This window comes from Streptomyces sp. NPDC060232 (assembly GCF_042726555.1).
Classification (GTDB): Bacteria; Actinomycetota; Actinomycetes; order Streptomycetales; family Streptomycetaceae; genus Streptomyces.
The window spans coordinates 32,323-48,408 of sequence record NZ_JBHXAG010000018.1; the positions used below are offsets into that span (position 1 = coordinate 32,323).

General features: G+C 74.4%; 17 protein-coding genes. 10 read left to right on the forward strand and 7 right to left on the reverse strand.

Annotation, left to right across the window (positions count from 1 at the left end; genetic code table 11):
- Positions 1–13: 13 nt before the first annotated feature.
- Positions 14–1,006: a helix-turn-helix domain-containing protein gene (locus ACFWFZ_RS24335; protein ID WP_387124951.1), complete on the reverse strand. Its 993-nt coding sequence runs from the start codon at positions 1,004–1,006 to the stop codon at positions 14–16.
- Positions 1,007–1,144: 138 nt separating this feature from the next.
- Between ACFWFZ_RS24335 and ACFWFZ_RS24340 the strand changes: the two genes are divergently transcribed.
- Complete coding sequence (locus tag ACFWFZ_RS24340) at positions 1,145–1,450, forward strand: hypothetical protein (protein WP_387124953.1); 306 nt, start codon at positions 1,145–1,147, stop codon at positions 1,448–1,450.
- Between the two features lie 238 nt (positions 1,451–1,688).
- Entirely contained in the window at positions 1,689–1,832 is a 144-nt protein-coding gene (locus tag ACFWFZ_RS24345; protein WP_387124955.1) for a hypothetical protein, read from the forward strand.
- Between the two features lie 231 nt (positions 1,833–2,063).
- Here the strand turns inward: ACFWFZ_RS24345 and ACFWFZ_RS24350 are convergent, their stop codons facing one another.
- Both ACFWFZ_RS24350 and ACFWFZ_RS24355 read right to left on the reverse strand, forming a co-directional pair.
- Positions 2,064–3,053, reverse strand: coding sequence for an aldo/keto reductase (locus ACFWFZ_RS24350; RefSeq protein WP_387124956.1), 990 nt, complete (start codon positions 3,051–3,053; stop codon positions 2,064–2,066).
- A gap of 59 nt (positions 3,054–3,112) precedes the next feature.
- Positions 3,113–3,805: a GDSL-type esterase/lipase family protein gene (locus ACFWFZ_RS24355; protein WP_387124957.1), complete on the reverse strand. Its 693-nt coding sequence runs from the start codon at positions 3,803–3,805 to the stop codon at positions 3,113–3,115.
- A 76-nt stretch (positions 3,806–3,881) separates the two neighbouring features.
- Here ACFWFZ_RS24355 and ACFWFZ_RS24360 point away from each other — a divergent pair, with 76 nt between their 5' ends.
- Complete coding sequence (locus ACFWFZ_RS24360; protein WP_387124958.1) at positions 3,882–4,901, forward strand: WD40 repeat domain-containing protein; 1,020 nt, start codon at positions 3,882–3,884, stop codon at positions 4,899–4,901.
- 70 nt (positions 4,902–4,971) lie between these two features.
- Here ACFWFZ_RS24360 and ACFWFZ_RS24365 read toward each other — a convergent pair whose 3' ends face one another.
- Positions 4,972–5,895 (reverse strand): DUF3027 domain-containing protein, encoded by a 924-nt coding sequence (locus ACFWFZ_RS24365; protein ID WP_387124959.1) that lies wholly within the window; start codon positions 5,893–5,895, stop codon positions 4,972–4,974.
- A 328-nt stretch (positions 5,896–6,223) separates the two neighbouring features.
- Between ACFWFZ_RS24365 and ACFWFZ_RS24370 the strand changes: the two genes are divergently transcribed.
- From ACFWFZ_RS24370 to ACFWFZ_RS24385, 4 genes are all read left to right on the forward strand, one after another.
- Complete coding sequence (locus tag ACFWFZ_RS24370; protein WP_387124960.1) at positions 6,224–7,600, forward strand: MFS transporter; 1,377 nt, start codon at positions 6,224–6,226, stop codon at positions 7,598–7,600.
- Positions 7,601–7,858: 258 nt separating this feature from the next.
- Entirely contained in the window at positions 7,859–8,347 is a 489-nt protein-coding gene (locus ACFWFZ_RS24375) for a DUF2771 domain-containing protein (protein ID WP_387124961.1), read from the forward strand.
- A gap of 13 nt (positions 8,348–8,360) precedes the next feature.
- Positions 8,361–9,104 carry a futalosine hydrolase gene (locus ACFWFZ_RS24380; protein WP_387124962.1) on the forward strand — a complete coding sequence of 248 codons (744 nt, stop codon included), beginning with the start codon at positions 8,361–8,363 and terminating at the stop codon, positions 9,102–9,104.
- On the forward strand, positions 9,079–9,942 hold the full coding sequence (locus ACFWFZ_RS24385; protein ID WP_387124963.1) for a 1,4-dihydroxy-6-naphthoate synthase: 864 nt from the start codon (positions 9,079–9,081) through the stop codon (positions 9,940–9,942). The genes ACFWFZ_RS24380 and ACFWFZ_RS24385 overlap by 26 nt, the downstream gene beginning before the upstream one ends.
- A gap of 72 nt (positions 9,943–10,014) precedes the next feature.
- Here the strand turns inward: ACFWFZ_RS24385 and ACFWFZ_RS24390 are convergent, their stop codons facing one another.
- Complete coding sequence (locus ACFWFZ_RS24390; protein WP_030012939.1) at positions 10,015–10,398, reverse strand: cold-shock protein; 384 nt, start codon at positions 10,396–10,398, stop codon at positions 10,015–10,017.
- A gap of 178 nt (positions 10,399–10,576) precedes the next feature.
- On the opposite strand from ACFWFZ_RS24390, the gene ACFWFZ_RS24395 reads away from it, so the two are divergent.
- Positions 10,577–10,831, forward strand: a complete 255-nt coding sequence (locus ACFWFZ_RS24395) for a hypothetical protein (RefSeq protein ID WP_387124964.1) — start codon at positions 10,577–10,579, stop codon at positions 10,829–10,831.
- Between the two features lie 180 nt (positions 10,832–11,011).
- Here the strand turns inward: ACFWFZ_RS24395 and ACFWFZ_RS24400 are convergent, their stop codons facing one another.
- The gene (locus ACFWFZ_RS24400; protein WP_381786606.1) at positions 11,012–11,638 is read right to left on the reverse strand and encodes an HAD family hydrolase; all 627 of its coding nucleotides are present in this window, start codon (positions 11,636–11,638) and stop codon (positions 11,012–11,014) included.
- Between the two features lie 140 nt (positions 11,639–11,778).
- Positions 11,779–12,786 carry a hypothetical protein gene (locus ACFWFZ_RS24405; protein WP_387124968.1) on the reverse strand — a complete coding sequence of 336 codons (1,008 nt, stop codon included), beginning with the start codon at positions 12,784–12,786 and terminating at the stop codon, positions 11,779–11,781.
- 132 nt (positions 12,787–12,918) lie between these two features.
- Between ACFWFZ_RS24405 and ACFWFZ_RS24410 the strand changes: the two genes are divergently transcribed.
- Together ACFWFZ_RS24410 and ACFWFZ_RS24415 are read left to right on the forward strand one after the other, a co-directional pair.
- Positions 12,919–15,354: a helicase-associated domain-containing protein gene (locus ACFWFZ_RS24410; RefSeq protein WP_387124970.1), complete on the forward strand. Its 2,436-nt coding sequence runs from the start codon at positions 12,919–12,921 to the stop codon at positions 15,352–15,354.
- 139 nt (positions 15,355–15,493) lie between these two features.
- On the forward strand, positions 15,494–16,084 hold the full coding sequence (locus ACFWFZ_RS24415; RefSeq protein WP_387124972.1) for a DUF4291 domain-containing protein: 591 nt from the start codon (positions 15,494–15,496) through the stop codon (positions 16,082–16,084).
- The last annotated feature ends 2 nt before the right edge of the window (positions 16,085–16,086 follow it).

Here is a 16,086-nt window from a genome sequence, read left to right on the forward strand (position 1 = left end):
GCTGCAACACCGTTCAGGGGCGCGTGGGCAGCCAGCCCTCCTGGACGGCGCGGACGCCGGCCTCGAAGCGGCTGCGCGCCCCGAGCCGTTCCATCAGCTCGTTGGCGATGCGCCGGGCCGTGCGCGAGGAGACCCCCAGCCGCTTGGCTATCGCCTCGTCCGTGTGCCCCTCCGCCAACAGCCTTACAGCGGCCGCCTGTTGCGCGGTCAGACCGTCCGGCCCCAGGACCGCCACCTCCGCCAGCGGCTGCGCCGCCGCCCACGTCGACTCGAAGAGCGCACAGAGGGCGACCAGCATGCCGTGACCGGTCAGCACGACCGCGCCCGCCGCCGAGTCGTCGCTCACCGGGATCAGCGCCGTCCTGCGGTCCACGATGAGCATCCGCGTCGGCAGCGACGCCACCGTACGGACCTGGCCGCCGAGCTCCGTGAGCCAGTTGGCGTGCTCCACGGAGGGCCGGCTGTTGCGCACGCTGTCCAGGTAGAGGGTCCGCATACGCACACCGCGTTCGAGCAGCGCCCTGTTCAGAGGGCGGGATGCGGCCAGCGCCGACTCGCTCAGCGTCGCGTCCGGCGAGAAGGCCAGCAGTTCCTCCTTCGTCTCCCGGGTCAGCGCGACCAGCCGGTCGCGGACCGCGTCGAGGCCGATGAGCTGCTCCACGCCCGGATGTCTGGCGGCCGGCCGCAGCTCCGAGTACTCCGAGATCAGCCTGGCCGCGGCGGCCCGGGACGCCTCCAGCCGCTGCTGCTGCGCGGCGAGTTCCGCCTGCCCCCGGGCCATCAGGATCTCCATCCCGATGTCCGGTGAGACGGCGCGCAGCCGCCCGCTGTCGTCGGCCGACGGCTGGACCAGGGCCAGCTCGCTCAGCAGGTCCAGCGCCTCGCGTACGTCGCCCTCGCCGATCCCCACGGCGTCGGCGAGCGCGGTCACGCCCGACCCGGGCTCCATGAGCATGGCCCGGTAGACGCCCTCGGCTCTCACATCGAGGCCCAATTCGGTCAACATGTGTATCCCCCCACCCCGTTGGCACTTCGATCGGGATGATCATCTCAAAGAAGCGCCGTCGGGCCAGATGTGTCCACGGCCACAACCGGCCAGCCGGAAGGGTGTCCGGCACGGGTCCGCAGGGGAGACGGTGGAGACATGTACCTGGTCCATGCCCGTCTGCGGACGGTCCCTCCGGCGCACGTGCCCGACGACCTGCGTGAGACGGCCCGCGCGGGGCTGCGCCCGCGGGACCGGGTGGAGCACCTGGCCGTGCACCCGCAGTCCGCGGAGCACTTCACGCTGGGCTTCTTCCTGCTCTCGGACTCCCTGGAGGAGGCGGAGCGGCACGCCGAGTCCGTCTGCCGCCGCCTGCTCGGCGCGCGGGCGCTGCCCCCCGCGCGCCTCCTGGACGTCGGCGTTCCGCTGATGCCCCTGTCGGTGCCGGAGCTCCGGGGCGGCTGACCGCCGCGCTCCACCGCGCACGGCGGTGCTCCGCGCACGGCCGGAAGGGGTCTTCGACCGGGTTCCTGTCCTCATCCGTCCACGGACGGTTTGGGCCAGCCGATACCTCTTCTCCCCCTGCTGAGCTGCGGCTTAGCTATGTCTCACCGGAAAGGGACAGCGCCACCGCGGGGTGCGGGACCGACCGGGAAGCCACCGTCACCACGCCTCACGGCACCCCGAAGGGACACCGGACACCATGAACACCACGCGCATCGCCAAGGCCGCCGCGGTCGTCGCCCTCGCCCTCGTCCTCGGTACGCCGGCTGTCGCCTCCGCCGCCCCGCTCACCGCCGCCAAGCCCCCGGTCGCCGCCCAGAACGGTGACATGAGCTGGCAGTGACCGCTCGGCCACGGCCGGCAGCGCGCCCACCACGGCACAGCCCCTGCGTCCACGATGCGGGGGCTGCCGCGTTAGGCTCGACGGGTGGATCCCAAGACCAGAAACCGTGTGATGGCCGGTGTGCTCGTGCTGATGTTCGTCGTCGTCGCCGTGGCGGCCGCCGTCGGCCAGTAGCCCCGACGACGGCCACGACCACCACGACCGCCACCGGCGGCGACGACGACCGGACGGCTACCAGGCGAAGGCCTCCGGCGAGGGCCCGGGACCGGGGAAGATCTCCTCCAGCCCGGCCAGCACCTCCTCGCTCAGCTCCAGCTCCACGGCGCGCAGCGCCGAGGCGAGCTGCTCCTGGGTACGCGGCCCCACGATCGGGCCGGTGACCCCGGGACGCGTCAGCAGCCAGGCCAGCCCGACCTCGCCCGGCTCCAGGCCGTGCTTGTCGAGCAGGTCCTCGTACGCCTGCACCTGCGCCCGTACCGTGCTGTTGGCCAGTGCCTCCGCGGACCGCCCGGAGGCCCGTCGGCCACCTGCGGCCTCCTTCCTGATCACCCCGCCCAGCAGCCCGCCGTGCAGCGGGGACCAGGGGATGACGCCGAGCCCGTACTCCTCGGCTGCCGGGATGACCTCCATCTCGGCGCGCCGCTCCGCGAGGTTGTAGAGGCACTGCTCGCTGACCAGCCCGAGCCGCCCGGTGCGCGCCGCGACCTCGTTGGCCTGGGCGATCTTGTAGCCGGGGAAGTTCGAGGAGCCGACGTAGAGGATCTTGCCCTGCTGGACGAGGACCTCCACGGCCTGCCAGATCTCCTCGAAGGGGGTCCGGCGGTCCACGTGGTGGAACTGGTAGACGTCGATGTAGTCGGTCTGGAGCCGCTTGAGGCTGGCGTCGACGGCCCGACGGATGTTCAGCGCCGACAGGCGGTCGTAGTTGGGCCAGGTCTCGCCCTCGCGGGACATCGAGGCGTAGACCTTGGTGGCGAGGACGGTCTTCTCGCGGCGCCGGCCGCCCTGGGCGAACCAGGTCCCGATGATCTCCTCGGTGCGGCCCTTGTTCTCACCCCACCCGTACACATTTGCGGTGTCGAGGAAGTTGACGCCCGCATCGAGGGCGGAGTCCATGATCGAGTGGCTTTCGGGCTCCGTGGTCTGCGGACCGAAGTTCATGGTGCCGAGTACAAGTCGGCTGACCTTGAGGCCGGTGCGTCCGAGCTGTGTGTACTTCATGGGGCCCTAGCCAACTGCTTCGAGTGCACTCGAAGCAAGCCCCTCTGGTGCAGGGCGTGTTACGGGTGCTGCGCCGCGCGGTAGGGCCCGCCGAGGCCCCAGGCCTGGTGGAGGACCGCGGCGAATTCGCCCGCCAGGCGGTGCTCGCCGGAGGCGTTCGGGTGGGTGCCGTCGTAGGTGTCCCGGTGGATGTCGTACGCGGCCGGGCGCGCGGCCAGCAGGATCGGCGAGGCGTCCGTGGTGAGGTCGGCCACCGCCTTCGCGAGGAGGTCGTTGAAGCGGTCCACCTCGGCGGCGAAGGGGGCGTCCTCCTCGGCCCGGCTGTTCGGGATGACGGGCAGCAGCACCATGCGGATGCCGGGGCGCGCCTGGCGGGCGCCCGCTATGAAGCGGCGGACGTTGGCGGCGGTCTGCTCGGCGTCGGTGTAGAAGCCGAGGTCGATCAGGCCGAGGGAGACCAGGAGCACGTCCGGGCGGTGCGCGGCCACGGTCTCGCCCATGACGGGGGCCATGTGCTGCCAGCCCTCGCCCCAGCCGGCCAGGTGGCGGCGGGCGTGCTCGGGAAAGCCCGGGTCGGCGTACTGGTGGCTGACGGGGGCGTCGGCGCCTGTGTCGTAGACCTCGCAGCGCGGGCCGACGATCCGGTAGGGGCCGCCGAAGGTCGAGTCGAGGTGCTGCCACATCCGATAGCGCCAGGTGTAGTCGCCGACGCGTCCGATGGTCATGGAGTCGCCGACGAACATGAAACGCATCCGGTCATCATCGCGGATCGCGTGACAGAAGGATCTGTGACGCCGGACACGCGGCACGTGCTGGCAGGCTGGGAGGATGCGCCCGTCCCTGCCGTCCGCCGCCGCCCTCGCGGCCGCCGCGACCGCCCTCGCCGCCGCCACCGCCCTCGCCGTGCTGCCCGGCACGGCGTATGCGGCACAGTCCCCCGGGACGTCCTCGTTCACCATCTCCGATCCGCGGATCAAGGAGTCGAGCGGGCTGGCGGCCAGCCGTATCCATCCGGGCGTCTACTGGACGCACAACGACAGCGACGACGGCCCGTACGTCTACGCGGTGGACTCGGCCACCGGCAGCACCGTGGCCCGGGTGACGCTGACGGGCATCGGCAGGCCGCGCGACGTCGAGGCGATCTCGCTGGGCCCGGACGGACAGCTCTACGTCGGTGACATCGGCGACAACCGGGGCGGCACCTGGGACCACGTGTGGATCTACCGCTTCCAGGAGCCGCGGCAGCTGGGTGATGTCACCGTCAAGGCAGCGCAGTTCACGGTGCGGTACGAGGACGGGCCGCGCAACGCCGAGTCCCTGATGGTGCATCCGGTGACGGGCCGGGTCTACATCGCGAGCAAGGACGAGAGCAGGGGCGGCCTGTACGAGGGCCCCGCGCAGCTGTCGGCGGGCGCGGACAACGTCTTCCGGCGGGTCGCCGACGTCCCGTGGGTGACGGACGGGGCGTTCTCCCCGGACGGGAGCCGGCTGACCCTGCGCGGCTACTTCACCGCCCGGACGTACCCGTGGAAGGACGGCCGGCCGGTGGGCGAGGGCGAGCGGGTGGACGCCCCGTGGCAGGGGCAGGCGGAGTCGGTGACGTACGCCGCGGACGGCTCCACGCTGATGTTCGGCTCGGAGGGCGCGAGCAGCCGGGTGGTCGCGGTCCCTGCGGCCGCGGCCCCCTCGCCCGGCGGTTCGGCCTCGCCGCAGCCCGGGTCACCGCCGGACGCGGCGACCTCGCAGGAGCCGACGGGCAGCTTCGGCAAGGGCGCCCTGGTCCTGGCGGGCGGTCTGGCCCTGGTCTTCGCTGCGAAGCGGCTCTTCCGCCGCCGCGCGCGGGACTGACGGCACGGCACTGCCGGCACGGGCCCGCCCGCGCCGGCAGTCCCCGGGCCGACAGGCGGGGCCGTACGGGTTAGGAGTGGCCGAGGTCCAGGTCCGAGGCCTGGGCGTCGGCGGCCGGGACCGAGCCGGTGTCCGCGGCCGGTCGCAGGACGAACTCGTCCGAGGCCATCGAGTCGAGGACCGGCGGCGGCGGCCGCAGCGGCGCCGGCACGACCGCGGCCTCGGAGTGGCCGCCGCAGCCGTAGGACAGCGACACCAGGCGGCCGTCGGCCGGGCTGAACTCGTTCGCGCAGACACCGAAGGCCTGCCCCAGCGAGCCGCCGACGGCGACGAGGAAGCCGCAGGAGACGCAGGACGCGGGCGCCGCCTGCGCCATCGGGGTCTTCGCGCCGAAGGACTCGTCCCAGCGGTCGGCCGCGCTGTGCAGCCCGTACCGGGAGAGCACGCGCGCCCGGCGCATGCCGAGCTCCTCGGCGACGGACGAGATGGAGCCGCGGGCGGGAACCGTCACCCGGTCGGTGACGTCGGCGTCCTCGGCCTCGACCAGTTCGGCCATCTCGGTGGAGACGACGGAGTTCGGCGGCGGGGCGTCCTCGCCCGACCAGCCCGGCTCCAGCCGCAGGTCGTCGGCCTCGGTGGGCAGCAGATCGCCCGGTCCCATGTCGCCGGGGCGCAGCCGCTCGCTCCACGGCACCCACTCGGGGGCCAGCAGGGCGTCGTCGCCGGGAAGCAGCACCGTTTCGTCGAGGGTGACGTTCTTGGCGCGGGAGGCGCGGGCCACGGTGACGGCCCAGCGCCAGCCGCGGTATCCCGGTTCCTTGGACTCGAAGAAGTGGGTGACGACGCGGTCGCCCTCCGCCACGACGGAGACGTGTGCGCCCACCACGCCGGGGAAGGCTGCCTCCTCGGCGGCCGCGCGGGCGAGTTCCACCGCCTCGACGCACAGGCGGTCGGGGGTACGCGGGGTACGGCTTCGCGTCGTCGCAGCACTCACTGGTCTCGTTCTCTCCTACGCCGTCTCACGTGTGCGCCGTCCGTACTGTCGTCCACAACGACCCGGTGGTGCTGTCCGTACGAGGCGCGGGCGGAGCGGACCAGAGGGCCGCGTCGACGTCCGCACCCGATCGGACTCCGGGCGCACCTCACTGCGATCCATTCTGCGGGATCACGAAGAGGCGCGCGGCCAGGAGCAACCGCCGGTGGCGCGCTACGCACGCTACCTCCTCTTAAGCCCTGGGCACACATGCAAGGTCCGATTCGCGGACAAGCCGCCGGTTGTGCGACGCGCCGGGGGGCGCCCCGCGGGGGCCGGGTGGGGCACTATGTCGAGTGTGGCACCCGTACGGTCGTCCGACGACGGCTCGGGACCGGCCAGGCGGGCCGGCCGGGCTGTCGGGCGTGCCCTGCACCTTCCGATCACCGGTCCGGCCAAGGGGATCCGGCGGGCCACGCACGCGCACGGGGCGGGCGAATCAGGTCTGGGCAAGCTGATCGAGCTGCACGCGATCAACGGCGCCGGCGACATGATGATCACGGTGGCGTTGGCGTCGACGGTGTTCTTCTCGGTGCCCACGGACGAGGCACGGGGCCGGGTGGCCCTGTACCTGGCGATCACGATGGCGCCGTTCACGGTGCTGGCCCCGGTGATCGGTCCGCTGCTGGACCGGCTGCCGCACGGGCGGCGGGCCTCGATGGCGGCGGCGATGCTGGCGAGGGCGGTGCTGGCGCTGCTGATGTCGGCCGTGGTGGCCACGGGGGGTCTCCAGCTGTATCCGGAGGCGCTGGGAGTGCTGGTGGCGTCCAAGTCGTACGGGGTCGTGCGCAGTGCGGTGGTGCCCCGGCTGCTCCCGCCGAAATTCTCACTCGTCAAGGCGAACTCCCGGGTCACGCTGGCCGGTCTGCTGGCCACGGGCGCGGCGGCGCCGGTGGCCGCCGGGCTGAACTCCATCGGGCCGCAGTGGCCGCTGTACGGGGCGTGCGTCATCTTCCTGGGCGGCGCCTTCGCGGCGTTCACGCTGCCGCACAAGGTGGACGAGGCGAAGGGCGAGCGCCGCGCCCGGCTGTCGACGCACGAGGCGCACTCGAAGCGGCCGGGGCTGCGGACGGTGAGCCGCAGCGTGCTGTGCGGGCTGCTGGCGAACGCGGCGATGCGCGGGCTGTCCGGGTTCCTGATCTTCTTCCTGGCGTTCCTGCTGCGAGAGCATCCCCTGGCGGGGCAGAGCGCGGCGGTGTCGCTGGGCATCGTGGGCGTGTCGGCGGGCGTGGGCAACGCCTGCGGTACGGCGGTGGGCGCGTGGCTGCGGGCGCGCGCGCCGGAGATGATCGTCGCGTCGGTGCTGTGCGTGACGCTGGGCGTGGCGGTCCTGGCGGCCGTCTTCTACAGCGGGGTGTTCGTGGCCGTGCTGGCGGCGACGGCGGGCTTCTGCCAGGCACTGGCGAAGCTGTCGCTGGACGCGATGATCCAGCGGGACGTGCCGGAGGCCGTACGGACCTCCGCGTTCGCCCGTTCGGAGACGCTGCTCCAGGTGGCGTGGGTGCTGGGCGGGGCGATCGGCATCGTCCTGCCGCTGAACGGCGTACTGGGCATGTCGGTGGCGGCGGCGATCGTCGCGCTGGGCGCGACGATGGCCGTCCGCGGCGCCCTGTCGTCCCCCCGCCACCAGCCACAGCAACGCCCGTCCCGCCCCAGGGTCGCCTGACCCCCCGGACTCCCACCGAATCCGGCCCCGCCGGCCCATCCAGCCCCGCCGGCGTTTGAGGCGCGGGGCCCGGGGCGGAGCCCCGATCTTTCAGCCCCGCCGGCGTTTGAGGCGCGGGGGCCCGGGGGCAGCGCCCCCGCAACAACGCCGCGCCCGCGCGCAAACAGCCACCCCCGGCGGGAGCCGAACGGCGGCGCGCCGCAGGCCGGCGGTACCCCGTGCAGCGGCGCAGCCCAAGGGCCCGATAGCCTTCGGCTCATGACCGCACCGCTTTTCTCGGGTAGGGCCCGCCGCAGCGTCGCGGCCCTCGGAGCCGTGTCCGCCGGCCTCCTCCTCCTCTCCGCCTGCGACAAGCCGACCCCGCTCGCGACCGTGACGGTCGGCAGCTCGTCGGTGTCCGCCGAGGCCTCTTGCCACAACGACGGCAAGGAGCTCTCCATGGACGAGGTCCAGGAGTGCCTCACGAACCTCAAGAACCCCAAGACCATCGAGTACGGCCGCGGCGAAACGCTGCGCCTCGGCGTCGAGCCGGAGATCGTCGAGGACGGCAAGCGCTGGTCGGCGGTTCTCGACGGCCAGCCGATCACCGAGCCCTCGTCGAGCACGTACCGCAGCTTCCCGAACGCCGACGTCTTCGCGACGGGCGGCCAGGGCGAGGCGCCGACCTCGAAGAAGCTGGCCTTCCTGCAGATCGCCGAGGACGGCAAGCCGCTCGCCGTCTGGTCCTTCAACCTCAAGCTCAAGTAACCGGACGACACCGGTGCGCGCGCTCGTCGTGACGGCGGTGGGGGCGGAGTCGGAATCCGTCCTCACCGGCCTGACCCCTCATCCGGACAGTCCCGGTCCTGAGCCGCGCACGCTCCCCGGCGGATACCTCATCACCCGCCGGGACCTTCCGGGCATCGCCTTCGACGTGCTCGTCGGCGGCGTCGGTCCGGCGGCGGCCGCCGCGGGCACCGCCACGGCTCTGGCCCTCGCCGGAGCCGAATACGGACTGGTCGTCAGCGCCGGCATCGGCGGCGGGTTCGCGCCCGCCGCCCCGGTCGGCTCCCTCGTGGTCGCGGACGCGATCGTCGCAGCCGACCTGGGGGCGCAGACCCCCGACGGGTTCGTCGACGTGTCGGCGCTGGGCTTCGGACGCAGCGTGCACCTGCCGCCCGCCGAGCTGGCCGCCCGGGCCGCGGAGGCGACCGGGGCGCTGCTGGCGCCCGTACTGACCGTCTCCACCGTGACCGGGACCGCCGACGGGGCGGCCGCTCTCGCGGCCCGGCACCCGATGGCCGGGGCCGAGGCCATGGAGGGCTTCGGGGTCGCGGAGGCCGCCGCCGCGCACGGGCTGCCCGTCCTGGAGATCCGCGCCGTGTCCAACGCCGTGGGGCCGCGCGACCGCGCCGCCTGGCGGATCGGGGACGCGCTGGCAGCGCTCGCCGAGGGCTTCCGCGTGCTGGGGCCCGTACTCGCGAACTGGGGAGAACGCCATGAGCAACACCGTGGTCGACGGTGAACCGCTGAAGATCGCCTATTCGCCCTGCCCGAACGACACGTTCGTCTTCGACGCGTGGGCGCACGGACGGGTGCCCGGCGCGCCTGCCCTGGACGTCACCTTCGCGGACATCGACCTCACCAACGGCATGGCCGAGCGCGGCGAGCTGGACGTGCTGAAGGTGTCCTACGCGGTGCTGCCGTGGGTGCTGGAGGAGTACGCGCTGCTGCCGTGCGGCGGGGCCCTCGGGCGCGGCTGCGGACCGCTGGTGCTGACGGCGGAGCCGGGCCTGGACCTGGCGGGGAAGACGGTCGCGGTGCCGAGCGAACGCTCCACCGCCTACCTGCTGTTCCGGCTGTGGGCGGCCGACGTGCTGCCGGAGGGCGTCGGCAAGGTGGTCGTGCTGCCGTTCCACGAGATCATGCCGGCGGTCCGGGACGGCCGGGTGGACGCCGGACTGGTCATCCACGAGGCCCGGTTCACCTACCAGGACTACGGCCTGCACTGCCTCGCCGACATGGGCGAGCACTGGGAGTCCACGACCGGTCTGCCGATCCCGCTCGGCGCGATCATCGCGAAGCGGTCGCTGGGTGCGCAGCGCCTGCGCGAGCTGGCCGAGTCGGCGCGCACCTCGGTCCGGATGGCCTGGGACGACCCGCAGGCCTCCCGCCCGTACGTCCGCGCGCACGCGCAGGAGCTGGACCCGGCCGTCGCCGACCAGCACATCGGCCTGTACGTCAACGAGTTCACGGCGGACCTGGGCGAGTCCGGCTACGCCGCGGTGCGCGGGCTGCTGACGCGAGCGGCGGCCGAGGGGCTGGTACCGGCCATCGCGCCGGGCGCGCTCGCCTTCCCGTAGGGGTGCGCGCGCCGCACACGGCCGCGCCCCGCCGCTCGTTCGAGGGGCGGGGCGCGGTCGTGTGTGCGCGGGTCAGACGTCGAGCTGGTCGGCCACCGCGCGCAGCAGGCCGGCGATCTTCGTGCCGTGCACCTTGTCGGGGTAGCGGCCGCGCTCAAGCATCGGGGTGATGTTCTCCAGCAGGGTGGTGAGGTCCTGCACGATCGAGGCGAGCTCGTCGGGCTTGCGGCGCTGGGCGGCCGCGACGGACGGCGCCGGGTCCAGGACGGTCACCGAAAGTGCCTGGTCACCGCGTTGTCCGGCGACGACGCCGAACTCGACTCGCTGACCGGGCTTGAGGGCATCGACCCCGGCAGGGAGCACCGACGAGTGGACGAAGACGTCTCCGCCGTCGTCGCGGGAGAGAAAGCCGAAGCCCTTCTCACTGTTGAACCACTTGACCTTGCCGGTAGGCACGTCCGTCCTCTGTCCTTGTGCTCGTCGGGGGTCCGAAGTTCCGCGAACGGCTCCGGACAACAGCGCAGCGGGCCATGTGTGACCCGCCACCTCAAGGCTAATGGTCGGGGGCCGGGTGACAAGACGTTCCCCGGTCCTTCGCGGTCGGCTGCTTCGGCCAGGGAACTACCCTGGTGAGGTGACTGTTACTCCTCATTCGGACGAAGCGCGGCCCGGCGACGGACTGGTCAAGGCCGGCGGCATCGTGTTCATCGCCGGGGCCGTCGCCACGCTGGCCACGATGGCTCCGCTGTTCCTCGACATCGACCCGTTCCCGTCGTACGCGTGGGCCGTGTGCATGCTGATGGGCGTCGGCTTCGCGATCTCCGCCGCGGGCGTGCTGCGCTCGGCGGCGGCGCAGCGCAAGGCGGCCCGGGCCTCCCAGGAGGCCTAGGGTCTGTATCGAGTTGCCCCGTGGAGCAAGGAGCGGCGTTCGGTGCGTGCCCTCGGCGTGCGGGACGCATGTCCTCGTAGCGGAGCTACCAGGGCATGTGGCTCGTGCGCCGAGGGTGCGTGCCGGGCGTCGCGACGCCGCGGGGCAACTCGATACAGACCCTAAGCACAGAAGCGGCGCTCAGACGGGCTGCGCGGCGACGTACCGCGCGAGCCACTCGGGCAGCGCGGTGAGGTCGGTCAGCACCACGTCCGCGCCCGCGGCGCGCAGTTCCGGCTCGGGGCAGGGGCCGGTCGGCACCGCCACGGACAGCGCGCCGGCCGTGCGGGCGCCGCGTACGTCCCCGACGTGGTCGCCGACGTAGACCTGCGCGCCGTGCTCGCGCAGCGCGCCCGCCTTGGCCTCCGCCCACAGCCAGCCGATGACCGCGTCCGGCTCGATGCCGAGGTGCGCCAGGTGCAGGCGGGCGTTGGGCTCGTGCTTGGCGGTGACGACGATCGCGCGGCCGCCCATCGCCCGGACGGCGGCCACGGCCTCGCGGGCGCCGGGCATCGCGGGCGTCGGCTCGATGGCGTGGTCCGGGTAGATCTCCCGGTAGCGGTCCGCCACGCCCGGGATCTCGGACTGCGGGAACCAGCGGGCCAGCTCCTCGTCCAGCGGGGGTCCCAGGCGGGTGACCGCCGCGTCGGCGTCGATGTACGTGCCCGTCTCGGCCGACAGCGCCCGGTAGGCGGCCCGGATGCCCGGGCGGGAGTCGATCAGGGTCATGTCGAGGTCGAAGCCGACGGTGAGGTTCATACGGCCCATTGTGCCGAGGCGGGCGGACAGCGGTGGACGGTGCGGCGAACCTCCCCGGAACCTCCCCGGAACTGCTGTTCACGGCGCAGGAGCAGCGCAGCCCCCGGCGGCTGAGCGGTGGCGGGACGCCGAGCCCGGGGCGCGTCGCGTCAGCGGCGGCGCGCCCGCCACACCAGATACAGCACGGACGCCAGCGCGGCGCCCCGCAGCAGCCACGGCCACATGCCCTGGACCGCGCCCCCGACCTGGTCGTCGGCCAGGGCCTCGCCCCACGTGCCGTTGGTGCGGCCCCACAGCCACACCGCTGCGCCCGCCAGGACCACGCCCGGCGGGCCGAAGACGGCCCACTTGCGTTCGGCGGGCCGCAGCACCCGCGAGGCGTAGGGCAGGAGCCAGCCGATGACGAGGAGCAGCCAGTGCCCGCTGACGACGCCGACGACGAGGACCGCGGCGGCCAGCAGCAGGAAGGCGTTGGGCCGCGGACGCGCCGGGGCGGCGGCCGCCTCCGGCTGCGCCCCGGCCTTCTCGGCGGCTTCCGCCTTCGCGCGCCGCCGCTCGCGCAGGAACCGTACGAGGGTCCGTGCGCGCGAGTCCGGCGGCCCGGGCGGGGCCGCGTCCTCCTCCTCGCCGTCGTCCTCCGGCCGCTCCTTGAACAGGTCCGGGATCTCGATGCCGCCCGCGAAGCCCTCGACCTGCGGGCCGTCCCCGTACGCGCCGGGGTTCATCCGCCACCAGTCGGGCTCGGCGCCGCCGGACGGGCCGAGCTCGTCCAGCCCGGCCAGGTGCGGCGGCACGTTCTCCGGCTGCGGCTCCCGCTCGGGCGCCGGGCGCGGCGGCGGGACCCCGGGCAGGCGCAGGCGGCCCGGAGCCCGCTGGGCGGGCACCGACGGGACCGGGTCGGCGGGGCCGGCGGCGGGGGCCTCGCCCTGCCGGCTGCCGAGGGTGTCCAGGACCTCCTCGGGCGTGCCGATGCGCTCCAGGATGCGGCGTACGGCCGCCGGGGTCTCCGGGTCGTACTTGGCGCGCCGACGGTCGATCTCGTCCCGCAGGCCCGCCACGAGCCGCATCCGGTCGCCGGAGGAGAGGTGCCTGCGTTGCGCCAAGTCCCCGACGGCGCTCAGATATTCGTAGACCAGGTGGTCGCTTTCGATCCCCACGCCCAGGCTCCTCCCTTACCGCCTCTCCCGAAGGTAGCGCGTGCACCCGTGGAGCCGCCCCGGGCGCAGCGGATACCGTTGGCCGGATGGGGACCGGCCGACACGACCGGCCGACGCGACCGGGAGGCGACTGTGCCCGAGCCAAGCACTGCTGCGGGAGCTCCGGAGAGCGGGACCGGGGCCACCTCCCCGCGTTCCCTCGCCGAGGCGCTGCGCGCCCGCGACGACGCCGCGCTCTCCTCCCTCCTGCACTCCCGGCCGGACCTGCTGAACCCGGTGCCCGGTGACATCACCCAGCTCGCGACGCGCGCCGGGACCCGGGCCTCGGTGGTGCGGGCGCTGGAGCACCTGGACCGGTTCACGCTGCAGACGGCCGAGGCCCTCGCCGTGGCCCCGGACCCGTGCCCGTACCCGGTGCTGGAGGGGCTGCTGACGGGCGGCGAGGACGAGCGGGCCCGCGCGGCGCTCCCCCGGGCCCTGGCCACCCTGCGCGACCAGGCCCTGGTGTGGGGCGACGAGGACCGGCTGCGCCTGGTGCGCACCGCCCGCGAGCTGCTCGCCCCGTCCGCGCAGCGCCCTTCGCCGACGGGGCTCGGACCGACCGTCGCCGAGGCCACCGCCGGGATGTCGCCGACCCGGGTGCAGGAGATCGTGGCGGCCGCCGGGCTGCCCGCCACGCACGATCCGGTGTCCGCGGTCACCGCGCTGACCGCGCTGTTCACCGACCCGGAGCGGATGTCGGCGCTGCTGGACGAGGCCCCGGCCGAGGCGCACCAGGTGCTGGGCCGGCTGGTGTGGGGGCCGCCGTACGGGGAGGTGACCCCGAACCCCGCGCCGCCGGTGCGCTGGCTGCGCGACCGGGGGCTGCTGCTGCCCGCGACCGCGCGGACCGTGGTCCTGCCCCGGGAGGTGGCGCTGCACCTGCGCGGCGGGCTCGCGCACCGGGACACCTCGCCGGTGGCTCCGCCGGTGCCCGCGCACCGCGAGCACCGTCCACAGCTTGTGGACGCGAACGCCGCCGGGCAGGCGCTGGCCGCGCTGGCCACCGTCGAGGAACTGGTGAAGTCCTGGGAGCACACCGGTCCGCCGGTGCTGCGGGCGGGCGGGCTGTCCGTACGGGACCTGAAGCGGGCGGCGGCCGCCCTGGACGCCACCGAGGCGTCGGCGGCGTTCTGGATCGAACTCGCCTACGCGGCCGGGCTGCTGGCCGGCGACGGGGAGGCGGACGAGCGGTACGCGCCCACCCCGGCCTTCGACGACTGGCGCGAACTGCCGCCCGCCGAACGGTGGTCGGTGCTGGCGGCCGCCTGGCTGCCGGCCACCCGTACGGCCGGCCTGGTCGGCGAGCAGGACGCGAAGGGGCGCACGCTGTCGGCGCTCGGCCCCGATCTGGACCGTTCCGCGGCGGCCGAGGTGCGCCGGCGCGTCCTGGAACTCCTGGCGGACCTGCCGGAGGGCGGCTCGCCCGACACGGACGCGGTGCTGGCACGGCTCGCGTGGGAGCGGCCCGTGCGCACGGCGGGCGACCTGCGGGCGCGGCTCGCGGGCTGGGCGCTGACCGAGGCGGAGGTCCTCGGCGTGACCGGCCGGGGCGCGCTGTCCGGGCCGGGCCGGGCCCTGCTGGAGGGCCGGGATCCGGCGCCGCTGCTGGCGCCGCTGCTGCCGGAGCCGGTGGACCACGTGCTGCTGCAGGCCGACCTGACGGCGGTGGCGCCGGGACCGCTGCGCCGCCCGCTCGGGGACACCCTGGCCGTGCTCGCGGACGTGGAGTCCAAGGGCGGGGCGACGGTGTACCGGTTCACGCCGGGCTCGGTGCGGCGGGCGTTGGACGCCGGTCACGCCGCCGCCGATCTGCACGCCTTCCTCAAGGAGCACAGCCGTACGCCGGTTCCGCAGCCGCTGGCGTACCTGATCGACGACGTGGCGCGGCGGCACGGGCACCTGCGGGTCGGCGCGGCCTCCTCGTACGTGCGCTGCGACGACGACGCCCTGCTGGGCGAGATCCTGGCGGACAAGCGCTCCGCGGGGCTGGGTCTGCGCCGGCTGGCGCCGACGGTGCTGGCCGCGCGGGCCGAACCGACCGCGCTGCTGGAGGGGCTGCGGGCGATGGGGTACGCGCCGGCCGCGGAGTCCGGTACCGGTGACGTGCTGGTGGCGCGGGCCGACGCCCACCGCACGCCGGCCCGCTCGGCTCCCGTACCGGTGCCGGACGGCCCGCCGGTGCCGGACGCGACGCTGCTGGGGGCGGCCGTACGGGCGATCCGCGCGGGCGACCTGGCGGCGACGGCGGTCCGCAAGGAGCCGGGGCCGGCGGCCGGCGTGCCGGGCGAGCTGCCGCGCACGAGCGCGGCGGAGACCCTGGCGACGGTGCAGGCGGCGGCGCTGACCGGATCGGCGGTGTGGATCGGTTACGTGAACGCGGACGGCGCGGCGAGCCAGCGGGTCATCGCACCGGTACGGGTCGAGGGCGGCTTCGTCACGGGCTACGACCACACGGCGGACGAGGTCCGCACCTACGCCCTGCACCGTGTCACGGGCGTGGCGGAACTGGCGGACGACCACCTCTGACCCCTTCCAGCCCCGCCGCACCCTCCAGCCCCGCCGGCGTTTGGGGCGCGGGGGTCCGGGGGCAGCGCCCCCGCAACGGCGCGGCACCCGCAGGGAAAACGGCTGGCGGCGTGGCCCCGGCGCCGGACACCCTGAGGCCATGCACGCCGTACCGCACCGCCAGATCCGCGCCGCGCACACCGACACCACGATCACCGTCTACCAGGCCTACGCCCCCCGCCTCGGCCTCCCCGCGGCCCGCGACGGCCGCTTCCCGCCCGCCTGGAAGCGCGAGCGGATGACGTGGATCAAGCCGTCGTTCCTGTGGATGATGTACCGCTGCGGATGGGCCGCCAAGGCCGACCAGGAGACGGTGCTGGCGGTCGAGATCACCCGCGACGGCTTCGACCGGGCACTGCGCGAGGCCTGCCTGTCGCACTACGAGCCGGGCGTGCACGCCGACCGGGCGGCCTGGCGGGAGTCTCTGCGCGGGGCGCCCGCCCGCGTGCAGTGGGACCCGGAGCGGGACCTGCACCTGAACGCGCTGCCGTACCGCTCGCTTCAGCTGGGCCTGTCGGGTCCGGCCTCGCGGGCGTACGCCGACGAGTGGACGGTCTCCATCCGCGATGTGACCCCGCTGGCCCGGGAGGTCCACGGCCTGCTCCGGTCGGGCGAGGACGACGCGGCGCGCGCCCTGCTGCCGGTGGAGACGCCTTACCCGTCGGGGCCGGCGGCGCACCTGGGGGCGTGAAC

Coding starts and splice junctions, on each gene's coding strand:
- ACFWFZ_RS24335 (WP_387124951.1), bottom strand. CDS start 1,006: ATGTTGACCGAATTGGGCCTCGATGTGAGAGCCGAGGGCGTCTACCGG.
- ACFWFZ_RS24340 (WP_387124953.1), top strand. CDS start 1,145: ATGTACCTGGTCCATGCCCGTCTGCGGACGGTCCCTCCGGCGCACGTG.
- ACFWFZ_RS24345 (WP_387124955.1), top strand. CDS start 1,689: ATGAACACCACGCGCATCGCCAAGGCCGCCGCGGTCGTCGCCCTCGCC.
- ACFWFZ_RS24350 (WP_387124956.1), bottom strand. CDS start 3,053: ATGAAGTACACACAGCTCGGACGCACCGGCCTCAAGGTCAGCCGACTT.
- ACFWFZ_RS24355 (WP_387124957.1), bottom strand. CDS start 3,805: ATGCGTTTCATGTTCGTCGGCGACTCCATGACCATCGGACGCGTCGGC.
- ACFWFZ_RS24360 (WP_387124958.1), top strand. CDS start 3,882: ATGCGCCCGTCCCTGCCGTCCGCCGCCGCCCTCGCGGCCGCCGCGACC.
- ACFWFZ_RS24370 (WP_387124960.1), top strand. CDS start 6,224: ATGTCGAGTGTGGCACCCGTACGGTCGTCCGACGACGGCTCGGGACCG.
- ACFWFZ_RS24375 (WP_387124961.1), top strand. CDS start 7,859: ATGACCGCACCGCTTTTCTCGGGTAGGGCCCGCCGCAGCGTCGCGGCC.
- ACFWFZ_RS24385 (WP_387124963.1), top strand. CDS start 9,079: ATGAGCAACACCGTGGTCGACGGTGAACCGCTGAAGATCGCCTATTCG.
- ACFWFZ_RS24400 (WP_381786606.1), bottom strand. CDS start 11,638: ATGGGCCGTATGAACCTCACCGTCGGCTTCGACCTCGACATGACCCTG.
- ACFWFZ_RS24415 (WP_387124972.1), top strand. CDS start 15,494: ATGCACGCCGTACCGCACCGCCAGATCCGCGCCGCGCACACCGACACC.